Origin of the sequence: Streptomyces sp. TRM68367, assembly GCF_014495685.1 — a bacterium.
Lineage (GTDB): Bacteria > Actinomycetota > Actinomycetes > Streptomycetales > Streptomycetaceae > Streptomyces.
Map to the genome: position 1 here is coordinate 166273 of NZ_JACTVI010000005.1, position 18827 is coordinate 185099.

General features: G+C 71.3%; 19 protein-coding genes. 18 read left to right on the forward strand and 1 reads right to left on the reverse strand.

The window, feature by feature from the left end; all coding sequences use genetic code 11:
* Positions 1-117: 117 nt before the first annotated feature.
* From H8R17_RS05910 to H8R17_RS05915, 3 genes are all read left to right on the forward strand, one after another.
* Positions 118-1089, forward strand: coding sequence for a serine/threonine-protein kinase (locus tag H8R17_RS05910; protein WP_187822056.1), 972 nt, complete (start codon positions 118-120; stop codon positions 1087-1089).
* Positions 1090-1183: 94 nt separating this feature from the next.
* On the forward strand, positions 1184-1351 hold the full coding sequence (locus tag H8R17_RS46415; RefSeq protein WP_262505048.1) for a hypothetical protein: 168 nt from the start codon (positions 1184-1186) through the stop codon (positions 1349-1351).
* Entirely contained in the window at positions 1351-2142 is a 792-nt protein-coding gene (locus H8R17_RS05915) for a Fic family protein (protein ID WP_262505049.1), read from the forward strand. Before H8R17_RS46415 ends, H8R17_RS05915 begins: the two co-directional genes overlap by 1 nt.
* 13 nt (positions 2143-2155) lie before the next feature.
* On the opposite strand, the gene H8R17_RS05920 is transcribed toward H8R17_RS05915, so the two are convergent.
* Positions 2156-3538, reverse strand: a complete 1383-nt coding sequence (locus H8R17_RS05920) for a tyrosine-type recombinase/integrase (RefSeq protein WP_187822057.1) — start codon at positions 3536-3538, stop codon at positions 2156-2158.
* 1908 nt (positions 3539-5446) lie between these two features.
* On the opposite strand from H8R17_RS05920, the gene H8R17_RS05930 reads away from it, so the two are divergent.
* The 15 genes from H8R17_RS05930 to H8R17_RS06000 all read left to right on the forward strand — a co-directional run bounded on the left by H8R17_RS05930 (position 5447) and on the right by H8R17_RS06000 (position 18716).
* Positions 5447-5716 (forward strand): acyl carrier protein, encoded by a 270-nt coding sequence (locus H8R17_RS05930; protein WP_187822058.1) that lies wholly within the window; start codon positions 5447-5449, stop codon positions 5714-5716.
* Between the two features lie 34 nt (positions 5717-5750).
* Complete coding sequence (locus H8R17_RS05935) at positions 5751-7064, forward strand: beta-ketoacyl synthase (protein WP_223124688.1); 1314 nt, start codon at positions 5751-5753, stop codon at positions 7062-7064.
* Positions 7061-8257 (forward strand): beta-ketoacyl synthase N-terminal-like domain-containing protein, encoded by a 1197-nt coding sequence (locus H8R17_RS05940; protein WP_187822059.1) that lies wholly within the window; start codon positions 7061-7063, stop codon positions 8255-8257. The genes H8R17_RS05935 and H8R17_RS05940 overlap by 4 nt, the downstream gene beginning before the upstream one ends.
* A complete protein-coding gene (locus tag H8R17_RS05945) occupies positions 8254-9372 on the forward strand; it encodes a beta-ketoacyl synthase N-terminal-like domain-containing protein (protein WP_187822060.1) in 1119 nt (372 codons plus the stop codon). The genes H8R17_RS05940 and H8R17_RS05945 overlap by 4 nt, the downstream gene beginning before the upstream one ends.
* A 236-nt stretch (positions 9373-9608) precedes the next feature.
* Positions 9609-10523: an alpha/beta fold hydrolase gene (locus H8R17_RS05950; RefSeq protein ID WP_187822061.1), complete on the forward strand. Its 915-nt coding sequence runs from the start codon at positions 9609-9611 to the stop codon at positions 10521-10523.
* Positions 10504-11478 carry a hypothetical protein gene (locus H8R17_RS05955; protein WP_316959324.1) on the forward strand — a complete coding sequence of 325 codons (975 nt, stop codon included), beginning with the start codon at positions 10504-10506 and terminating at the stop codon, positions 11476-11478. The genes H8R17_RS05950 and H8R17_RS05955 overlap by 20 nt, the downstream gene beginning before the upstream one ends.
* Entirely contained in the window at positions 11475-12776 is a 1302-nt protein-coding gene (locus H8R17_RS05960) for a beta-ketoacyl synthase (RefSeq protein WP_187822062.1), read from the forward strand. The genes H8R17_RS05955 and H8R17_RS05960 overlap by 4 nt, the downstream gene beginning before the upstream one ends.
* Positions 12712-13821, forward strand: a complete 1110-nt coding sequence (locus tag H8R17_RS05965; RefSeq protein WP_187822063.1) for a beta-ketoacyl synthase N-terminal-like domain-containing protein — start codon at positions 12712-12714, stop codon at positions 13819-13821. Before H8R17_RS05960 ends, H8R17_RS05965 begins: the two co-directional genes overlap by 65 nt.
* Positions 13805-14620, forward strand: coding sequence for an SDR family oxidoreductase (locus tag H8R17_RS05970; RefSeq protein WP_187822064.1), 816 nt, complete (start codon positions 13805-13807; stop codon positions 14618-14620). The genes H8R17_RS05965 and H8R17_RS05970 overlap by 17 nt, the downstream gene beginning before the upstream one ends.
* A gap of 44 nt (positions 14621-14664) precedes the next feature.
* A complete protein-coding gene (locus tag H8R17_RS05975) occupies positions 14665-15783 on the forward strand; it encodes a beta-ketoacyl synthase N-terminal-like domain-containing protein (protein ID WP_187822065.1) in 1119 nt (372 codons plus the stop codon).
* A gap of 233 nt (positions 15784-16016) precedes the next feature.
* Complete coding sequence (locus tag H8R17_RS05980; RefSeq protein ID WP_187822066.1) at positions 16017-16283, forward strand: acyl carrier protein; 267 nt, start codon at positions 16017-16019, stop codon at positions 16281-16283.
* Positions 16280-16714 carry a 3-hydroxyacyl-ACP dehydratase FabZ family protein gene (locus H8R17_RS05985; protein WP_187822067.1) on the forward strand — a complete coding sequence of 145 codons (435 nt, stop codon included), beginning with the start codon at positions 16280-16282 and terminating at the stop codon, positions 16712-16714. The genes H8R17_RS05980 and H8R17_RS05985 overlap by 4 nt, the downstream gene beginning before the upstream one ends.
* Positions 16711-17214 (forward strand): 3-hydroxyacyl-ACP dehydratase FabZ family protein, encoded by a 504-nt coding sequence (locus H8R17_RS05990; protein ID WP_187822068.1) that lies wholly within the window; start codon positions 16711-16713, stop codon positions 17212-17214. Before H8R17_RS05985 ends, H8R17_RS05990 begins: the two co-directional genes overlap by 4 nt.
* Positions 17215-17226: 12 nt before the next feature.
* Positions 17227-17985: a 3-oxoacyl-[acyl-carrier-protein] reductase gene (gene fabG / locus H8R17_RS05995; RefSeq protein WP_187822069.1), complete on the forward strand. Its 759-nt coding sequence runs from the start codon at positions 17227-17229 to the stop codon at positions 17983-17985.
* Positions 17982-18716: a 2-hydroxychromene-2-carboxylate isomerase gene (locus H8R17_RS06000; protein WP_187822070.1), complete on the forward strand. Its 735-nt coding sequence runs from the start codon at positions 17982-17984 to the stop codon at positions 18714-18716. Before fabG ends, H8R17_RS06000 begins: the two co-directional genes overlap by 4 nt.
* Positions 18717-18827 lie beyond the last annotated feature (111 nt).

Consider the following 18827-nt stretch of genomic DNA (forward strand, 5'->3'; position numbering starts at 1 on the left):
TCAGATACGAGAAGGCCGATTCGCGAAACAACGTGCTCATGCCACACTCTGTCCGATGCGCCCGCCCGGCGGACGCATCGGGCCACGAAGACGGACGCGGACGGAGTCGCCCCGCACATGGACATCGGACCTGTGATCGCCAAGCGCTACCGGATCAAGCGGGAGATCGGATCCGGCGGCATGGGTGTCGTCTGGCTCGCCCACGACGAACACCTCGGCCGCGATGTCGCCGTCAAGACCATGAACACGCCTCCCGGCTTGACGCAGGACCAGCGCACCCGGGACGCCGAACGCTTCCGCCGCGAGGCCCGCGCCGCCGCACGCCTCGACCACACCGGCATCGCGACGGTCTACGACCTCGGCGAGGAACGCGGCACACGGTTCCTGGTCATGCAGTACGTGACCGGCATCGACCTTGAAGACCGGATCGCCGAACAGGAACGGCTGAGCATCGAGGAAGCCGCTTCGGTCGGGGTGCAGATCGCCTCCGTCCTCGGCTCCGTGCATGCCCGCGACGTCGTCCACCGCGACCTCAAGGGCCGCAACGTCATCATCCGCACCGACGGCGTGGTCAAGGTCCTCGACTTCGGCGTCGCCGCTTTCCTCGAACCCGGCACCGCCAAGCTCACCACCACGGGCGAGCGGCCGGGCAGCCTGGAGTGCATGGCACCCGAACAGATCCTGGGCAAACCGGTCGATCATCGCACTGACCTGTATGCCCTCGGCTGCCTGCTCCACAAGATGCTCACCGGCGAACCCGTCTTCGAGCACCGCTCGGAACTCATGCTCCCCGGCCTGATCCTCGACCACCCGCCGATCCCTCTGCGCGACCTGCGCCCCGACACCCCCGAGGACCTGGAAGCCCTCGTACTCGAACTCCTCTCCAAGACACCGAACGACCGCCCACCCCACGCCGGCGAGGTCTGGCGGCGGCTCGCCACTTGGCTTCCTGAACGCGGCGACCCGGCGGCCGCGCTCACCCCCTGGGCCGAGGTCGATCCACTGCGCCCCTTCCGCCACCCGATGGGGCCAGAAGCGCGCCCGGTGCGCTCATGGGCGAGGTCCCCACAGCCCGGCCGGCCGGGCTGACACAAGCACCCATCCAGCATCCGCCACGCGGTGGAACACCTCCCCCGCGAGGCGCAGGGCGCGGATTCCGGGTTCCCCTGGCTACGCCGCGACCGTGGACGACGTGGAAGCCCTCATGTCGGGCGAGGAGCCCTTGGAGGCCGGGGAGAAGACGCGTGCCGAGCTGGAGGGCTACCAGCGCGGTATGACTTACATCCAGGCTCTCGCCGACGCGGGCGACGATTTCCGGTACGACGCCGGCCTGCTCAACGGCCTGCATTAATGCTCCAGGGCCACCACCTCGACAAGCGCCCCGGCCGCTGGCGCGACGGCCCCGTCTACGTCACCAGCCCTGACGACCCCCTGGTCCCCGCCTACACCGCGCCTGACCAGGCGGACGTCCCCGCGCTGATGTCGGAGTTCATCGAGTGGCTCAACGAGGGCGACCTCGACTCGCCCGTCCACGTCCGTGCCTCCATGGCGCACCTCAACCTCGTCAAGATCCACCCGTGGAAAGACGGCAACGGGCGCATGTCCCGCGCCCTGTCGACCTTGGTGTTCTCCCGCGAGGCCCTGATGCCGCCCGAATTCTCATCCATCGAGGAGTGGCTCGGCCGGGGACAGAACACTTACGCCTACTACCAAGTCCTGGAGGACGTAGGCGGCCCGCACTGGAGCCCCGAACGGGACACCCGCCCCTGGATCCGGTTCTGCCTGACCGCCCACCACCGCCAGGCCCAGCAGGCCCAGCGCCGCTTCGACGTCATGTCGCGGGCATGGACCCGCCTGGTCGAGGGCGTCGAGGCCGCCGGCCTCGACGAGCGGGTCGTCTACGCCCTGCTGCCTGCGTTCTCGGACGCGAAGGTCCGCCGCACCGTCTACCAGCAGGACGCCGACCTCAGCGACCAGCAGGCCATCCGCGACATCCGGGAGCTTGTGGCCCGCGGCTGGCTCGTCCCCCACGGCAAGGCCCGCGCCCGGTACTACGCCCCGGGTCCCCTCATGGACCCGGTCCGAGACGAGGTCCGCCAATCCATGGAGCCGTACACGGACCCCTACCGGCGGGAGCGGTGACCCCCGTCGGCAATTACGCGACCAGGGTGGCCGAGGCATCGTGCATCTCGTCGAGTCGCTGCCGCAGATCTTGCTCTTGACCACTGATGCATTGCGCGTACGTGGCGAACAACATGGCAACGCTGGTGCCGGCCCACTCAGCCACCTGAGCAGGTGGGATGCCGTTGTTCAGCCACATCGTCAGCCGGGCATGCCGCAGGTCGTATACGCGTCGTCCTGTCTGTGATGCGTATACGTGGGATGGCAGGGTTGCCCTGCGGGCGTTGTCCCACATGCGGCGGTAGACGGAGCCAGCGAGAACTCCGCCGTGTTCCCCAGGAACGAGTCGATCGTCGGGAAGCAGGCTCGCCTCCTGGATACGCGCCCGCAAGAGGGTGAACAGGCTCGGAGGGCACGGCACTATGCGCGTTTCACCCTCTGCTCTGCCTTTCAGACGTCGCTGATCGTGCCGGGTTCCACTGTCGGTCCACGTACGCCCGATCTCAGGCTCGGCGGCGTGCACCACGATGTCGGCCCACTGCCCTTCCCCCGAGGTGGGCACGACAAGGTCCGAGACGCGCAGCGCAATAGCTTCTTCTGGGCGCAGCCCCGTGAAGTACAGCGTGGCGAAGAACGCACGCAGTCTTTGCCCGCTGCGCGGCCGGTCGCGAATCCAGTCGAGCAACTGCGCCGCCTGCCCCTCGTTCAGCAGACGGCGTCGGTCGATCGCACCGGCAGACTGCGGTGCGAGGTTCCGCGACTCAGGAACCGGATCGGACAGCAGAATGCCGCGGACGATCGCATACCTCATCAGCAGATGCATGACCCGGCGATGCCGCTTCACGGACGAGGCGGCCGCCCGTCTCCCGTCCAGCAGCGTTCCCAGTACCAACAGCACGTCCTGAACGATGAGCGGATCAGTCCAGGCGTCCATGGTCGGAGTGTGCCGTCGTACCCAACCGAGTACCGCGGCCACGTCATCCGGGGCATCGTCGCGGCGGTTGGTGTTGAAAGCCCAATTGCTCAGGGCCGTACGGACCCGGCGAGAAGGTACGCCCGGTGGATCCCGGTCCATCAGCGCAGTGGTGACGATCATCAATGTGCGAGCCGTATTCTTCCGGTGATTCGCCGACACACGCGGCCACTGGGCGTCCGTGAACTGGACAGCGAAGTCGTACCACCCGACCGAGGAAGCCCTCGGCTCGTGCCGTTCCGGCAAGCCGGTCGACATATTGAAAGGCTCTCCGGCGTGCGTCGCGGTCACCAGCTCCGCTCGGAAACCGTCGGCCAGCGCGAACGTCTGAAACGTCTTGCGATGACGTTTTCCACCGACGGACCAGCGGACCCCGTAGGACTCGCGCAGCTTCCCGGAGCCCCTCTCGATCTGCCAGACCCTGACGTCAAAGGTGTGATCCATGGTCCGCACCTCGATCCGATCCGCCCATGGCGCCCCGCCTCGCGGAAACCCATGTCCCCGAATCGCTACGGGTTCTACCTCCATGATCCCACCGTCAGCAGGCCGGCAAGATCGTCCCACATACGTCCCCCAAAACAGCTGACGATGCATCACCGGACGCCAAAAGGCCAGGTCAGAGCGGTAGAGATACCATTAGGCTGAGTGCCTCTTCTAAGCGCTTGGCCGCAGGTTCGAGTCCTGCCGGGGGCGCCAACCTGTGGTCAGCCCTGACTGGGCATCATCGCAGGTCAACGCTGTGTTTCGTCCGTCAGTGGCAGTTCGTGGTCGTGTGCCCCTTGGAAACTGAGGATGAGCCGAGCTGACGGAATCCCGTCCAGGTAGGGGAAGACGCAGGTCACAGCGCCTCGTCTATATTCCCGAAATGTGGGGGCCAGCCACAGGTTCGAGCCCTACGGGGCACCCAAAACATGGGTGGTCTCCTGCCGAGGGCCCTGGGGCCCGGCGGCCATCGGTAGGCGCCGCGAGTGAGCAGTCGGCCCCTGATCAACACAAGTTCATGCAGTCGGCGGCCCTCTCGGCGCCAACTCGCGGTGGGTGCTGGGGAGTCGATACGCGCTACCAGGCAGCATGCTTGTCGTCGGCACGGGAGAAACGACCGTCGTGGCTCAGGGCGGAGCGGCCGACGTTGACCGAGAGAGAGGAGTTGCGGCCTCCGTCAGTACCGTGCTCCCTGTGGACGGGCAGCTGAGTGACGCGGAACTCGATGAGCTGGTCGAGCAGGCCACCGTGGACGCCTACGACGACGGGGAGTAGCTTGCGGGCCTCTACTCGATGCTCGCAGAGCATCTGGCCGTCCCGTTCAAGACGTCGTTCTCGGGGTCGAGGTCACCGTGAAGAAGGTGGACCTGCTGCCCGGCAGCCAGATCGTGGCGGTCTGTACGAGAGGCGGGCACCGGCAGGTGATCGGTTCTCGACCTACCGTTGCCGGATCCTGCGCCCGAAGGCGCCGAGGGGATCGAGGCCTACCGGCACTGGAAACCGTGAGCCCGGCCGTAATGCCGCTCCGCGGCGAACAGCCGGTACCGCTGCAGCTGCGCCGTTGAAGTGGCCAGCATGTCCTTGAAGCGGCGGAAGGCTCCTCGGCCCTGGATCGCGATGCCGAGGAACCGAGCGAGGTCCTGGTCGTCGAGGGGATGTTGAAATCTCCATGTCGCGGTAGGCGTGCCGCGATCCCTCGCACGGGACATAGAGCCACCGCTCGATGTCTTCCGGTTCCTCCTCGTGCCATGACTCCTCGGTGTCCGCGAAGGCCGGCCGACACTCGCCGGTGTCCAGGTCGATGCGGCCAGCGCCCCAGAAAAGGAGTACCAAACCTGCCCGGAGCCGCCCGTCCCGGCTGGGCTCGGCGAACTGACCGCCCCGCGGAGCGCACTCGCGGACTTCCCGCGCGCGGACGACGACCTGCTGGCAGTCGCGGGCCCAGTCCAGTCGAAGGTGAGGAGCGGACCGGAGCCAACCATCAGCATCGTCCTCGCCGATCTTGCGCCCGCACGATGCCCCTCACCCGGGCGCAAGATGTGTCCCGCCACCGAAAATCAGGCCGTGGGTGAGGCCACCGCGCCAAGTGCTGGGGTCCTGACTGTTCCGGCCGCACGCTCTGGCGCGGGCGAAGAACACCGCCGCCAGCTTCCTCACCCGCACTGCCAAGGACCCCGCCTGCCCGCCCTGGTGCAGGGCCGGGCCCACGCGACCTGGCTGGTCGGGCTGGTTGACGGGACTGCACGACGCGCAGCTGAACCGACTGGTGGGTCAGACCGTATAGGCCGCGTATAGCGGCCGATTCCACCCTCGACTCATCACACGGGCGGAGTCACCGGACTCCGATACCGATCCCGCATTGGAGTCGAGATGACCAACGTGAGTCTGACGAACGGCCTTGACGCTGCCCGTAAGCAGGAGATCAAGGAAATCGTCTGCGACATTCTCGAGATCGACGAGGACGAGGTCACCGAAACCAGCCTCTTCAAGGTGGAGCACGACGCGGACTCGCTGCGCGCGATCGAGATCCTCGCCGCCCTGGAGCGGACCCAGAACGTGACGATCGACCAGAGCGAGCTCAGCCGCATGGTCAACCTGGAGGGCGTGTTCGCGGTGGTGGCCGAGGCCGCTCGAGGCTGATCCGTCGTCCCGACCGCCAGATGGGTGAGCTTCGATGAATGCTTCGATCAGCACGGACGAGCGAGGTCACGGCGGGCCCCGGCGCCCGCATCCCGGGGCCGCCGACCGCCGGGTGGTCATCACCGGACTCGGTGTGGTCACCAGCATCGGCATTGGTGTCGAGGCCTTCACCGCCGGGCTCCGTGAGGGACGCAGCGGCGTCAAGCCGATTACCGCGTTCGACACGGCCGGATTCGCCCACGCCAACGGTTGCGAGGTCACCGACTTCGCGCCGGAACGCTGGATCACGCAGCAGGACCCCGGGGAGCTGGGCCGGGCGAGCCAGTTCTCGGTCGCCGCCGCACGGATGGCGGTCGAGGACGCCAGCCTGACCGTGGCGGACGTGCGCTCCCGCCGCTCCCTTGTGTCGGTGGGTACCACGGACGGCGAGTCCCGCGACCTCGACCAGCTCGTCGCCGCGAGCCTGGGCGGCGGCCCTGGCATGTACGACCCGGCCGTCGCCCGGCGCGTCCCGGCCGGACGCCTGTCGGCCAGCATCGTGCGCGAGCTGGAGCTGGAGGACGTGGAGGCCGTGACGATCCCGACCGCGTGCGCAGCGGGCAATTACGCGGTCGGCTACGGCTTCGACGCCCTGCGCAGCGGCGATGTCGACATCGCCCTGTGCGGTGGCGCCGACGCCGCGTGCCGCAAGACGTTCACCGGCTTCTACCGGCTCGGCACCATCGCCCCTGAGGTGTGCCGGCCCTTCGACAAGGACCGCGAGGGCATCCTCACCGGCGAGGGAGCGGGCATCCTCCTGATGGAGAGCCTCGACTCCGCGCTCGCCCGCGGGGCCCGCATCTACGCCGAGGTGCTCGGGTACGGGCTCGCCTGCGACGCCCTGCACCCGGTCGCCCCGGACCGGGACAGTATCGCGCGGACCATCCGGATCGCCCACCGCAACGCCGGGGTGACGCCGGATCAGGTCGACTTCGTCTCCGCGCACGGCACCGGCACCAAAGCCAACGACATCACGGAGGCGGGCGCGATCCGTCAGGTGTTCGGTGAGGGGTCCATGCCGCGCACGGTCTCCATCAAGTCGATGATCGGCCACAGCATGGGGGCGGCCAGCGCGGTCGCCGCCGCGGCCTGCGCGCTAGCGATCGCCGAGGGATTCATCCCGCCGACCATCAACCACCGTGAGACCGACCCGGAGTGCGGTGTCAACTGTGTGCCCAACCGGGCCGTCGAGGCGGAGCTGAACGTGGTGCAGAACAACGCGCTCGCGTTCGGCGGCAACAACGCGGTGCTGATCCTCGGGGCGTACCGCGGCGCGCAGCGTACAGAGCCCGTGGGGAGCGCGGCATGAGCTGGATCGTGACCGGGATGGGCGCCGTCGCCAGCATCGGTGCCGACGTCGAGGAGATCTTCGACTCGCTGATCGCCGGCCGCAGCGGGCTCGGACCCCTGCGTGGCTACGACCGGGAAAGGTTCCGCGCGCAGGTGGCGTACGAGATCGACGACCGTCCGGCGCCGGGCGTGGACGTGCCGCTGCGGGCGACCCGCTGGCTCGAACGCGCGGTGGCACAGGCCGCGGCGGATGCCGGACTCGGCGACGACCTGTCGGAGGTACCGGTACTGGTGGGTACCACCCTGCGCGAGCTGCGCTCGGTGGAGCTCTCGTGGCGGGACGGGATCCCATTCGACGCTGCCGACCTGCACTTCGGGACCATGTTGCGGCACCGGTTCGGCGCCGCTGACACCCACACCGTCGCCAACGCCTGCTCGGCGTCGCTGTACACGCTGGCGCTGGGCGCCGACCTGCTCGACCTGAACGCGGCGGACACCGTCGTCGTGGCCGGGGTCGACACCATCACCGAGAGCACCTACGGGTTGCTCGACCGTTGCTATCCCGAAGCCCCCGACCGCGTCCGGCCGTTCGACCGGGAGCGGCGCGGGATGCTCCAGGGGGAGGGCGCGGTGGCGGTGGTGCTGCGCCGGGAGGCGGACGGGCCCGGGCCGGGCTCCCGGGTGCACGCCCGGGTGCGGGGGGTCGCCGTCAACTGCGACGCCTACCACCCGTCGGCGCCGGACGCGAAGAGCATCACCGCCGCCGTCCAGGAAGCGCACCGCAGGGCCGGGGTGCGGCCCGCGGACATCGACCTGGTCATGCTGCACGGCACCGGCACCCCGCTGAACGACGAGGCCGAGTCGAGCGCGCTCGGCACGGTGTTCGCGGGCCTGACCCCCTCCCCCTACATGACGGCGATCAAGTCGATGACCGGGCACACCGCGGGCGCCTCGGGGCTGCACAGCCTGGTCGCGGCGGTCGACGTGATGCGCACCGGCACCATTCCGCCGACGGTGTATCTCGACGCCCCGGTGGACGCCGTGGCCGGCTTCCGCCTGGTGCGGGGCGGCGCCGTGCGGCCGGTGCAGCCGCTGCGGCTGGCGCAGATCGACTCGTTCGGGTTCGGCGGGCTCAACGCGGTCGCGGTCGTGGAGCGTGTCGCCGACGAAGCCCTTCGGCACCCGATGCGTCCGGAGGGAGGAGACCAGTGAGTACCGAACGCACGGCGTACGCCGTGATCACCGGGCTCGGCACCGCCGTACGCGGGCTGACCGGGCCGCAGGATCTGCTCGGGCCGCTGCCCGCCGACCACCGGGACGCGGCCGACCCCGTCTCCCGGCTCAAGGGGCGCGGGCTGCGCTACAAGGACCGCGCCACCAAGCTCGGCATGGCCGCGGCCGCGGACGCCCTGCGCGCGGCCGGGCTCACCGGCGACAACGGGGACCTCACCGTCCCCGGCGAGAGCGTGGGCGTCGTGGCCAGCACGAACTACGGCAACGCCGACACGGTCTGCGCGACCGTGCAGACCATCGCCGAGTCCACCTACCTGGCGACCAGCCCCATGACGCTGCCCGCCACCTCCAGCAACGTCGTGGCCTCCTGGGTGGCCATCACGCACGGGCTGCGCGGCGCCAACCTGACGCTGTGCAACGGTCCGACCTCCGGCCTGGACGCCGTCAACTGGGCCCGGCTGCTGATCGCGGCCGGCCGGGTCGAACGGGTCCTGGTCCTGGGTGTCGAACCGGACAACGCTGCCGTCCGGCATGTCACGGGCACGCCCCAGGCGCCGGTCGTGGAAAACCCGGCTGCGGTTCCCGAACTGTTCGACGGGGCGGCCGCGCTGGTCGTGGAGTCGGCTGCGTCGGCTCGTGCCCGGGGCGCACGGCACCTGGCTGCCGTGGGTCCCTACGCGCGCCGGGGCGACCACGCCCAGGCGGTCGCCGCGGTGCGCTCCCGGCATGCCGGGCGGATCGGGCTATGGTGCGTGCCGGAGCACCCGGAGGGGGTGACGGCTCCGGCGGCGGGGCTGGGCACTGGGGCGGGCAGCGCGCCTGTCCACGACCTGTCGGCCCTGTACGGACCCGCCTCGGGCGCGCTCGGCGTACTGCAGTGCGCGGCGGCGGCCGTCTGGTTGGACAGCCGAGCCGGTGGTCGTCCCGATGACGCCGAGATGGTGCTTGCCAGCGCGGGCACCGGCGACGCGGGCTGGGACGACGCGAGCGCGGCCCTTCTGCTGACCCACCCCGGAACGGTGTCGGCGAAGCCCGGAACAGCGTCGCCCACGACAGAAGCCGTGCCGATGGAGCCCGTGGGCGTCACACGATGAGCGTTTACGAGGGACCGCGGCCGCCGACCGACGCGTCCTCGGGGACTACGGCCCGCTTGCCGGGTGAGCCGGCCTACGAGGCGCGGACGGGCCGGGGTGGGCCTCGCGGCCCGGGCGAACCGGACGCCGGCGGCACGGCACCCGAACTGCAGGGCCGACCGCCGTCCGGAGACCCGAAGGGTCAGGACCAGCCTCAACACCCCACCGAACCGGTCGGTCGGCCACCCGTCGGTGGCATGGCGACCGGGCTGCTGGGTTTCCCTGGGCAGCGGACGGCCACCGCGCGGTTGCGACGGTCGGCCCGGGACGGGTCCGTGCCGGTGCGGGTGCTGTTGCTGCACGGGCTGGCCGGGTCCACCTCCGTGTGGCGGTCGTACGAGGAACTGGCCCTTGACGGCGCCGAGATCTGGGAGGGCGTCCTGCCGTGGGGAGCCGAGGGCGACCCCGGGTGGAGCGTTCACGACGACCCGGCGGAGCACGTGGAGCGGGCGCTCGACGCGGTGCCCGGCGGGGTCGACGCGGTCATCGTGCACTCCTTCACCGCGGGACCGGCCCTGGAGGTGCTGGCCCGACAGGCAGCCGGCCGCGGGCCGCGAGCCGCCGTGGTCGTGGCGCCCTTCCATCGGCGCAGCCCCGGGGACTTCACCTGGGACGACGCCTTGTACTACCTGAACGGCTTCCACCGCATCCTCGAAGAGGGGCTGCGGATCGGTGCGGGCGACCGCATCACGCCCGCGCTGCGCGCCGCCATGGCGATGCGGGTGCGGGACCGGATCGGGCCTTACGGCTGGCAGCAGTTCTTCGGGGCGTACCTGCGCAGCCCCCACCTCGATGTCGCCGCGCTGCGCCTGCCGGTGCTCGTGGTGGCCGGCACGGAGGACTTCGCCGCGCCGCCCGACGACGCCCGCGCGCTGGCCGGGGCGTTGCCCGACGGCCGGTTCGAACTCTTCGACGACTGCGGCCACTTCGCCATGGCGGAGCAGCCGTGGCGGTTCGCGGACGCGGTGCACACCTTGCTGAGCGAGGTCTTCCCCGACCGCCTGGCGAACGGCACGGCCACCACCGCCGTACCCGCCGCCCCGCCCGCACTCACCCTTTTCTGCAACTCCACCTCTACGCACCGGAGTCGACGTGACCATCCACACCGCTGACCTCGAGGCCTCGGTCCTCGACCTGAAGGAGCCCAGCTCCCTGGAGATCCGCCCCCGCTACGAGGGCTCCAACATCTGCACCTGGATCGGGTTCAAGCATGTCAACTACCTGGTCGAGGAAGCTGTACTGAACCACCTCAGGCAGGCGGGTATCGCGCCGGGCGAGATCTACGAGGGGTACGGCCTGTGCACGGACATCGTGGACATCGACACCCGCATCCTGCATGCCTTTCACATCGACGACACGGCCGTCGCCGAGGTCGGGCCGCATCGCAGGGCCAAGGACGACGAGCTGCTGTTCGCCGTCACCCTGCACGTGCGGCGTGACACCCTGCTGAAGGCCGTGACCTCCACTGTCCGCGTCCAGCTGCGCCTCGACCCGCGCGGCGGCGGCGAACAGCCGCTGCCGGCCGCGCTCGCGCCGTTCGCGGTCGACCGGCTCGCGGCCACGCCCGGCTGGACGCCGGAGCCCGTCGAGGCCGACCCGGCTGCCGCCGACGTGGTCAAGGAGCTGACGGCCGGGCGCAACGCGTACGCGTGGAAGTTCCGCATCCCGTACTGGTACTGCCACTTCACCGAGCGTCAGCAGATGTCCGGCTATCTGCGGCTGATGGAGGAGGCCAAGGACCGGCTGGTCGCCAACCGCGGGGTGTCCATCAAGACGCTGCTGGACGAGCAGAACTGGATTCCGGTGGTGCCGCACTCGCGGATCACCGTCCTCGACGAGGCCCGTATGGAGGAGGACATGTACGTCGTCCTCACCGTCGAGAGCGTCTTCAAGGGCTTCACGTACGACTCGCGCATGGACACCTATGTGGTGCGCGACGGGAAGCTGGTGCAGACGGCGACCGGCCGGATCACCCACGGTTACGCAGTGATCGAGAACCGCCGCGACTGGTCCCTGGTGGCCTTCGACGACCGTATGAACGCCGCCCTGGAGGGCCGGGCGGCATGAACCGCGAGGTCGAGGTCGTGGTCACCGGGGTCGGCGCCGTCACCTGTCACGGTGCGGGTGCCGACACTCTGTGGCGGGCCATGACGGCGGCCGGCACCCGTCTGCCCGACCGGCCGGCGGACCCACTCGCCCGGATGGACCTGCCGCTGATCAGCCTGGTGCCCGACCCCGACCTGGCGGCCGACCGGGCGACGCGGTTCGCGTCGCTCGCCACCGCCGAGGCGCTGGCCGACGCAGGACTGGACGCCGCGGCGCTCGCCGCGGCCCGTACGGCCGTCGTGCTGGGCAGTTGTATGGGCGAACCGGGCGCCAACGAACGCGGCCGGGGGGACGACAGTGCCTGGACGCCGCCGTTCCGCCTGGCCGGCGCGCTGGCCGCCGAGCTCGGCCTGTTCGGCGCGGTCCACGACGTCGGGAACGCCTGTGCGGCCGGGGCGTACGCGCTCGGCATCGCGGCGGATCTGGTGCGCGCGGGCATGGCGGACGTGGTGATCGCGGGCGGCTCCGACGCGTACTCGCGGGTGGCACTCGGCTGCTTCAACCGGCTCGGTGCCGTCGATCCGGAGCGCTGCCGGCCGTTCGAGAGCGACCGCAACGGCACGGTGTTCGCCGAGGGCGCGGGGATTCTCGTCGTGGAGTCGGCGGCGCATGCCCGGGCGCGGGGTGTGCCGGCGACCGGTGACGGCCGCGGTGTGCTACGGCTCTCCGCCGTCGCGTGGAGCTGCGACGCGGACCATCCGACGGCGCCGCGGGCCGACGGCGCGCAGATCGCGCGGGCGATGCGCGAGGCCGTGGGCAGCGCGGCCGACGACATCGGCTGCGTGGTGCCGCACGGCACCGGCACCCGGCTCAACGACGTCCTGGAGAGCCGGGCCCTGCACCGCGTCCTCGGGGGGCGTGCCGCGCATGTGCCGCTGTACAGCCTCAAGGCACTCCTCGGCCACGCGGGCGGGGCGTCCGCCGCGCTGGCCGCCGTAGCCGCGGCGCTCATCCTGCGCCACGGCACGGTCCCGCCGAACGTGCCGCTGAAGGAGCAGGACCCCGAGTGCGCGGTGGCGCTGCCGCAGGGCGAGCCAGTGCCCGTGCCCGCACAGGCGCGGCGTGTGCTGGTCAACGCCTACGGGTTCGGCGGGAACAACGCGTCGGTGGTGCTGGCGGGGGGCGCGGACGCGGTGGGGCTCGGAGCAGGCAAGGGGAGGCCCGGAGCAGGGAAGGGGAAAGGGGAGTGCCGGTATGACGGATGTGTCCGCGGACGAACTCGTCGTCACCGGTTCGGGTGTGGTCACGCCGTGGGGTGACGCGCCGGAGTTGGCTGCGGCGGCGGGCGGGGTGCCGATGGCGGATGCCGACGACTGGTTCGACCACCGGGAGCGGCTCGGGCCTCGCGGCTACAAGTACCTTCCGGCGGCCGCCCAGTACGCCCTCGCCGCGGCGCGGGGCGCGCTCGCCGACGGGGGCCTACCCGACGCGGTCCCGGCCGACCGGCGCGGGCTCCTGCTCGCCACCAACGCGGGGCTCGCCGGGCTCTTCGACGCCATGGACGCCACTGTTGCCGAGTCGGGTGCGGCCGGTATCTCCCCCGCCTCGGCCCCGTACTTCGCGGTCAACGTCCTCGGCAACCGGCTGGCCGTCGAGCTCGCCCTCAACGGCTTCGCACTGACCGTCGCCACGGCCCGTACGGCAGCGCTGGACGCGCTGTCCACCGCGGCTCTGGTACTGGCGTCCGGCCGCGCCGACGCGCTGGTGCTGGCGGCAACCGAGGAACCCGTCCCGGACGGCCGGGGCGGCGGGGGAGAGCAGGGCGCCGCGGTGCTCACGCTGGAGACCCCGGCCGGGGCGCGGGCACGCGGCTCGACGGTACGGGCGGCAGTGCGGGCCCGCTCCCTGTTCGTACCGCCTGCCGCACTGGCCGACCCGGCGGGACGGACCCGTGCCGACCGCGCCCTCACCACGGCGCTGGCGGAGCTGGCCGCTCCAGGGGATCGCCCCGTCATGCTCCACCTCGACCTGGACGACTCCCCGGTCGCCGAGGCGGTCGCGTCCGCGGCAGCCGCGCGCCGCCCGATCCCGTCCGGCGATGCTCCCCTGACCGACACCCCCGGACCCCCCAGCCTCAGCCCGGCGGCAGCCCCGGGACCGCGGACCGGCTGTCTGGGCCCCGCCCTGGCCGTGGCCCACGCCGTCACCGCACAGGACGGGGCCGCCCGGCTGGTCGTCTGTGCGACCGGCGCCGGGCATGTGGCGCTCGTGCGTGTCTCCCCCGTAGCCGTGCCGTCCGTATCCGCCGCGTCCGTCGAACCGCCCCGCCGCACACAGGAGTCAGAGCATGCTGAAGTCGCTTGAGGGGAGCTGGTGCCTGGTCCTCGGGGTTTCCAGTGGGATCGGGCGAGCCATCGCCCTGGGGCTCGCCGAGGAGGGCGTCCATGTCGCCGGCGTGCACTTCGACACGGCGTCGCGTGCCGAGGAGGTCGAGGAACTCGTCGGTGAGATACGGGGCAAGGGCGTCGAGGCGCACTTCTTCAACGCCAACGCCGCCTCCCGGGGCACCCGGCAGGAGATCGTCCCCCAGCTGGCCGAGCTGACCGGCACCACCGGCGGCGTCCGCATCCTGGTCCACTCCCTCGCCTTCGGCACCCTCGTGCCGTTTCTGCCGCGCGCCGGCTGGGACAAGCAGATCACCGCCCGCCAGCTGGAGATGACCCTCGACGTCATGGCGCACAGCCTCGTGTACTGGACACAGGACCTGCTCACGGCGGGCCTGCTGCGCGACGGCTCGAAGGTCTACGCGATGACGAGTGCCGGCACCTCTCAGGCGCTGCCCAGCTACGGCGCGGTCTCCGCGGCCAAGTCCGCCCTGGAGGCCCATGTCCGCCAGCTGGCATGCGAACTGGCCCCCCGGGGTGTCGCCGTGAACGCGCTGCGCGCCGGCACCACCGTCACCCCTGCCCTGCGGCGCATCCCGGAACACGCCGACTACGTCGAGCGCGCCGCCGAGAACAACCCCCACGGTCGGCTGACCCGGTCCGAGGACGTAGCGGATGCCGTCGCACTGCTGTCACGCACCGAGTCCTCCTGGCTGACCGGCAACACCATCGGCGTCGACGGCGCGGAACTGCACGCCGCCGCCGGCGCCTGGGGCTGACCGGCCACGACCTCCACGACCTTCACCGACAGGAGCAGACAGCGATGAGTGTCAGTCTTGCTACCGGAGCGGACCCGGACACCCTGGTCGTATCCGGCTGGTCGGCCGCCTCGCCGTACGGGCTCGGTGCCGAGGCCTTCGCCGAGGGGGTGCGGGAGAGCCGGGGCGGCATGCGCGCCGCGGACGACGCCCTCGACCTCGGCCCCTACGAACGGTCCGGGCACGTCCCGGGTTTCGACATCAGGGCGGTGCTGGGCCGCAAGGGCACCCGGTCGATGGACCGGGCCACCGCGCTCGCCGTCGCCACCGCCGGGATGCTCCTGGAGCGGGCCGGCGGCGGACTCGCCCAGGACGACCCGGAGGCCGTGGGCATGGTGCTCGGCACCGGGCACGGCAGCGTGCAAAGCATCATGGACTTCACCCGGGACTCCCTGACGGGCGAGAAGCCCTTCCACGTGGACCCGGCCCTGTTCCCCAACACCGTGATGAACCGGGCCGCCGGCCAGAGCGCGATCTGGCACACCGTGCGCGGCCCCAACACCACGGTTGCGGGCGGCGCCCTGACCGGCTTGCTCGCCCTCAACTACGCGGCCCGGCTGCTGCGCCGGGGCCACTGCGAGGCCGTCCTGTGCGGCGCCGTCGAAGAATTCTCCACCGAGCGTGCCTGGCTGGAGTACCGGGCCCGCGTCTCAGGCCCTTACCAGCAGCCCACCGGGCCGCTCGGCGAGGGCTGCGCGCTCTTCCTGCTGGAGCCGCTCGGCCGGGCCCGCACGCACGGCCGCCCCGCGCTCGCCACGCTGCTCGGCAGCCGTTTCGTCGCCTTCCACGCTCCGGAACGCGCCCACAACGCGGTCGTGCGTGCGGTCACCGAGGCCCTCAAGGAGGCCGACGTACGGCCCGACGAGGTCGCCCTGCTGGTGCCGTCCGACTGCGGCGGCCCGCTCGGCGGCCGTGAGGACGCGGCGCTCGCCTCGATCTTCGGCGAGCATCAGCCGCCCCGGTTGCGCCTACGCCGCCTGATCGGCGACCTGGGCGCCGCCTCCGCATCTCTCCAGCTGGCAGCCGCCGTGACCGTGACGGAGGCAGACCGCCCCGTGCTAATCACCTCGGTCGACCCTGACGGCCAGGCCGGGGCGGTCGTCCTGCGCACCGGTGCGCAGTGAGGCGGCAAGCGCCCTCGACGCGGGGCTTGGCGGGCGTCGTACGGATCTCGGTACTCGTCTCACCGTGGCCGCGCGTCACACGGCGCCCTCGGCGGGAGCCGGGGCGATCCGCACGGCACTCCGTGGGCCGAGCGCGCTCCTCCGCCGGTGGGCGCCGCGGCGCCCACCGGCTGCGCCGCCTGCTCGTGAACCTCTCGTATGCCAACCACCATCCGGAAGGACGCGTGTACCCCATGCCCGACATCACCACCACACCCGTGCTCGACAAGGAACAGCTGCGTGACCTGGTGGCCGACGTCCTCGATCTGGACGTCGCCGAGGTCACCGACGAGGCCCACTTCACGGAGGACCTGGACGTCGACTCGCTGATGGCGCTGGAGATCACCGTGCGCCTGGAGAAGGAGTACGGCGTCAAGCTCGCCGAGACCGAGCTGGCGTCGATCACCTCCCTGCACGGCACCTACGAGCTGCTCGACCGCAAGCTGCGGGAGACCCGGTGAGCGCTGCCTCACCACTGGGCGACCTCGAGCTGATCCGCACCGGCCCGACGGGCGCGCTCGGTGCCTTCGACGCGCCGGAGGACGGCCCGGTCATGGCCGGCCACTATCCCGGATTCCCCGTGCTGCCCGGGGTGTTCCTCATCGAGGCCGCCGACCGCACGGTCCGTCAGTGGGCCATGGACAACCCCGTCGCCGAGCCGCCCGGCGAGGTCGCCCACACCGGCGAGGTGGAGCTGGTCGCCATGGACCGGTGCCGCTTCCACCGGCCGGTCTTCCCGGGCGACCGCGTGCTGGCCGACGTCACGGTCGCCGACAACGCGGCCGGGCTGCTGTTCAAGGCGGCCATCGCCACCAACCACGGCAAGGTCGCCGACATCCGGCTGCGCTACCGCGTCCGGGACGGCCGGGACCAGGAAGAGGGCACCTCATGACGGCGTACGGCGTCGACCGCATCAAGAACACCATTCCGCACCGCGGGGAGATCCTCCTGGTAGACCGCGTCACGCAGGTGACACCGGGCGAGAGCCTGACCGCGCTCAAGGCGGTCTCCGGCAACGAGCCCTGCTACACGCCTCTCGGCCAGGATGCCGCAGCCGCCGACTACGCCTATCCCACCTCGCTGGTGATCGAGTCCTGGGCCCAGTCCGCGGTGCTGCTGTCCGTGTGGGACAACCCCAACCCGGACGTGCTGGCCGGGAAGGTCGAACTCGCCGGCGCCATCAACGAGGTGGCCTTCGGCGTGCGCGTCCACCCCGGGGACGTCCTGGAGCACCGGGTGCGCCTGGTGAAGTCCGTGGACGAGACGGCGGTCCTCGCGGGCGAGACGTACGCCGCCGGCCGTGAGGTGTTGCGCATCGGCTCCTTCGTGGTAGCGCTGCGTGATGTTTCGGAACTGCTGCAGGCGCCCGACCGTGCCCTGTCGAAGGTGTGAGGAGACGATCTGATGTCCGCAGCGAGTGACACCCACCGCGACAAGGTCGCCCTGGTCACCGGAGGGTCCCGCGGCATCGGCCGCGCGGTCGTCGAACGGCTGGCCCGCGACGGTTACGACATCGGCTTCTGCTACCGCTCCGACGCGCAGGCCGCCGCCGTGGTGGAGAAGGAGGTGCGCGAGCTGGGTCGACGGGTGCTCTCCCGGCGGGTGGACGTGACCGACCGCGCCCAGGTGCAGGACTTCGTCACCGCGGCCGAGGAGGAGCTGGGCCCGGCGTCGGCCGCGGTCACCTCGGCCGGCATCACCCGCGACAACCCGCTGGTGCTGATGCCGGACGAGGACTGGGACGCGGTGCTGCGCACCAACCTGGACGGCACCTACAGCCTGTGCCGTGCGGTGGCCTTCCCGATGATCAAGCGGGGCGGCGGTGCAGTCGTCACGCTCTCCTCGGTGGCCGGGGTCGCGGGCAACGCGGGCCAGACCAACTACTCGGCGTCGAAGGCGGGGATCATCGGCTTCACCCGCTCCCTGGCGAAGGAGGGCGGCCGGCACGGCATCCGGGCCAACACGGTGGCGCCCGGCTTCATCGACACCGACATGACCTCGGTGCTGCCGCCGAAGGTGTTAAAGGAGATGCTGGGCCGCATTCCGCTGAAACGGTTCGGCCTCCCGGAGGACGTCGCCGCGCTGGTCTCCTTCCTGATCTCGTCCGAGGCGTCGTACATCACGGGCCAGGTCTTCCAGGTCGACGGCGGCATCGCGCTGTGAGCGGCACGGCGGGCGGGGGCCGCCGCACCCGGCGGCCCCCGCGCTTCTACTTCTCGCTGCGCAGCCCCTACTCCTGGCTCGCCTACCGGGACCTGACGGCCCACCACCCGCGCCTGGCGGCCGCCCTGGAGTGGGTACCGTTCTTCGAGCCGGACGAGCTGAGCCGCAAGCTGCTCGACGAGGCCGGCGGGGCCTTTCCCTACACCCCGATGAGCCCGGAGAAGCACCGCTACATCCTCCAGGACGTGCGGCGCCTGGCCGCCGAGCGGGGGCTGTCGCTGAGCTGGCCCGTGGACCGCGAGCCGGTATGGGAGGTGCCGCACCTCGGCTATCTGGCCGCGGCCCGGTACGGCATGGGCCCCGAGTACATCGCGCTCGCCGCCCGGGCCCGCTGGGAGCTCGGGCAGGACATCTGCGACCGGTCGGTGATCGGTGGCTTCGGCGCCCGACTCGGCCTCGACAGCGAGGAGTTGGCGTCGGCGTCAGATGATCCCGAGCTGCGTGCCGAGGGCGTGCGGGTGCTGCTGGAGATCCAGCGCGATGGCGTCTTCGGAGTGCCGTTCTTCGTCGACCACTACGACAAGTACTGGGGCGTCGACCGGCTGCCCGCCTTCGTGGCGGCGCTCACCGGCCGCTCTCCCGGACTCGCGGAACCCCCGGCCGACCCGGAGGGTGCGCTCACCGAGCCCGAGCGGTCCGTCGACGACGGCCACGCGGGTGGATGCGGCTGAGCCGCCCTTGCGGCCGACCGGATCCGGGCCGCCGTATGCCACCGCTTCCCCCCTGGTCGCGTACGGCATCCACGGCCGCCGTACGTCACCGCCCCGCCGGCGTCGTACGGC

What these genes read in the sequence shown, in the direction of transcription:
- H8R17_RS05910 (WP_187822056.1), top strand. Translation starts at nt 118, where the DNA reads ATGGACATCGGACCTGTGATCGCCAAGCGCTACCGGATCAAGCGGGAG.
- H8R17_RS05915 (WP_262505049.1), top strand. Translation starts at nt 1,351, where the DNA reads ATGCTCCAGGGCCACCACCTCGACAAGCGCCCCGGCCGCTGGCGCGAC.
- H8R17_RS05920 (WP_187822057.1), bottom strand. Translation starts at nt 3,538, where the DNA reads ATGGATCACACCTTTGACGTCAGGGTCTGGCAGATCGAGAGGGGCTCC.
- H8R17_RS05930 (WP_187822058.1), top strand. Translation starts at nt 5,447, where the DNA reads ATGACCAACGTGAGTCTGACGAACGGCCTTGACGCTGCCCGTAAGCAG.
- H8R17_RS05935 (WP_223124688.1), top strand. Translation starts at nt 5,751, where the DNA reads ATGAATGCTTCGATCAGCACGGACGAGCGAGGTCACGGCGGGCCCCGG.
- H8R17_RS05940 (WP_187822059.1), top strand. Translation starts at nt 7,061, where the DNA reads ATGAGCTGGATCGTGACCGGGATGGGCGCCGTCGCCAGCATCGGTGCC.
- H8R17_RS05950 (WP_187822061.1), top strand. Translation starts at nt 9,609, where the DNA reads ATGGCGACCGGGCTGCTGGGTTTCCCTGGGCAGCGGACGGCCACCGCG.
- H8R17_RS05960 (WP_187822062.1), top strand. Translation starts at nt 11,475, where the DNA reads ATGAACCGCGAGGTCGAGGTCGTGGTCACCGGGGTCGGCGCCGTCACC.
- H8R17_RS05965 (WP_187822063.1), top strand. Translation starts at nt 12,712, where the DNA reads ATGACGGATGTGTCCGCGGACGAACTCGTCGTCACCGGTTCGGGTGTG.
- H8R17_RS05970 (WP_187822064.1), top strand. Translation starts at nt 13,805, where the DNA reads ATGCTGAAGTCGCTTGAGGGGAGCTGGTGCCTGGTCCTCGGGGTTTCC.
- H8R17_RS05975 (WP_187822065.1), top strand. Translation starts at nt 14,665, where the DNA reads ATGAGTGTCAGTCTTGCTACCGGAGCGGACCCGGACACCCTGGTCGTA.
- H8R17_RS05980 (WP_187822066.1), top strand. Translation starts at nt 16,017, where the DNA reads ATGCCCGACATCACCACCACACCCGTGCTCGACAAGGAACAGCTGCGT.
- H8R17_RS05990 (WP_187822068.1), top strand. Translation starts at nt 16,711, where the DNA reads ATGACGGCGTACGGCGTCGACCGCATCAAGAACACCATTCCGCACCGC.
- fabG (WP_187822069.1), top strand. Translation starts at nt 17,227, where the DNA reads ATGTCCGCAGCGAGTGACACCCACCGCGACAAGGTCGCCCTGGTCACC.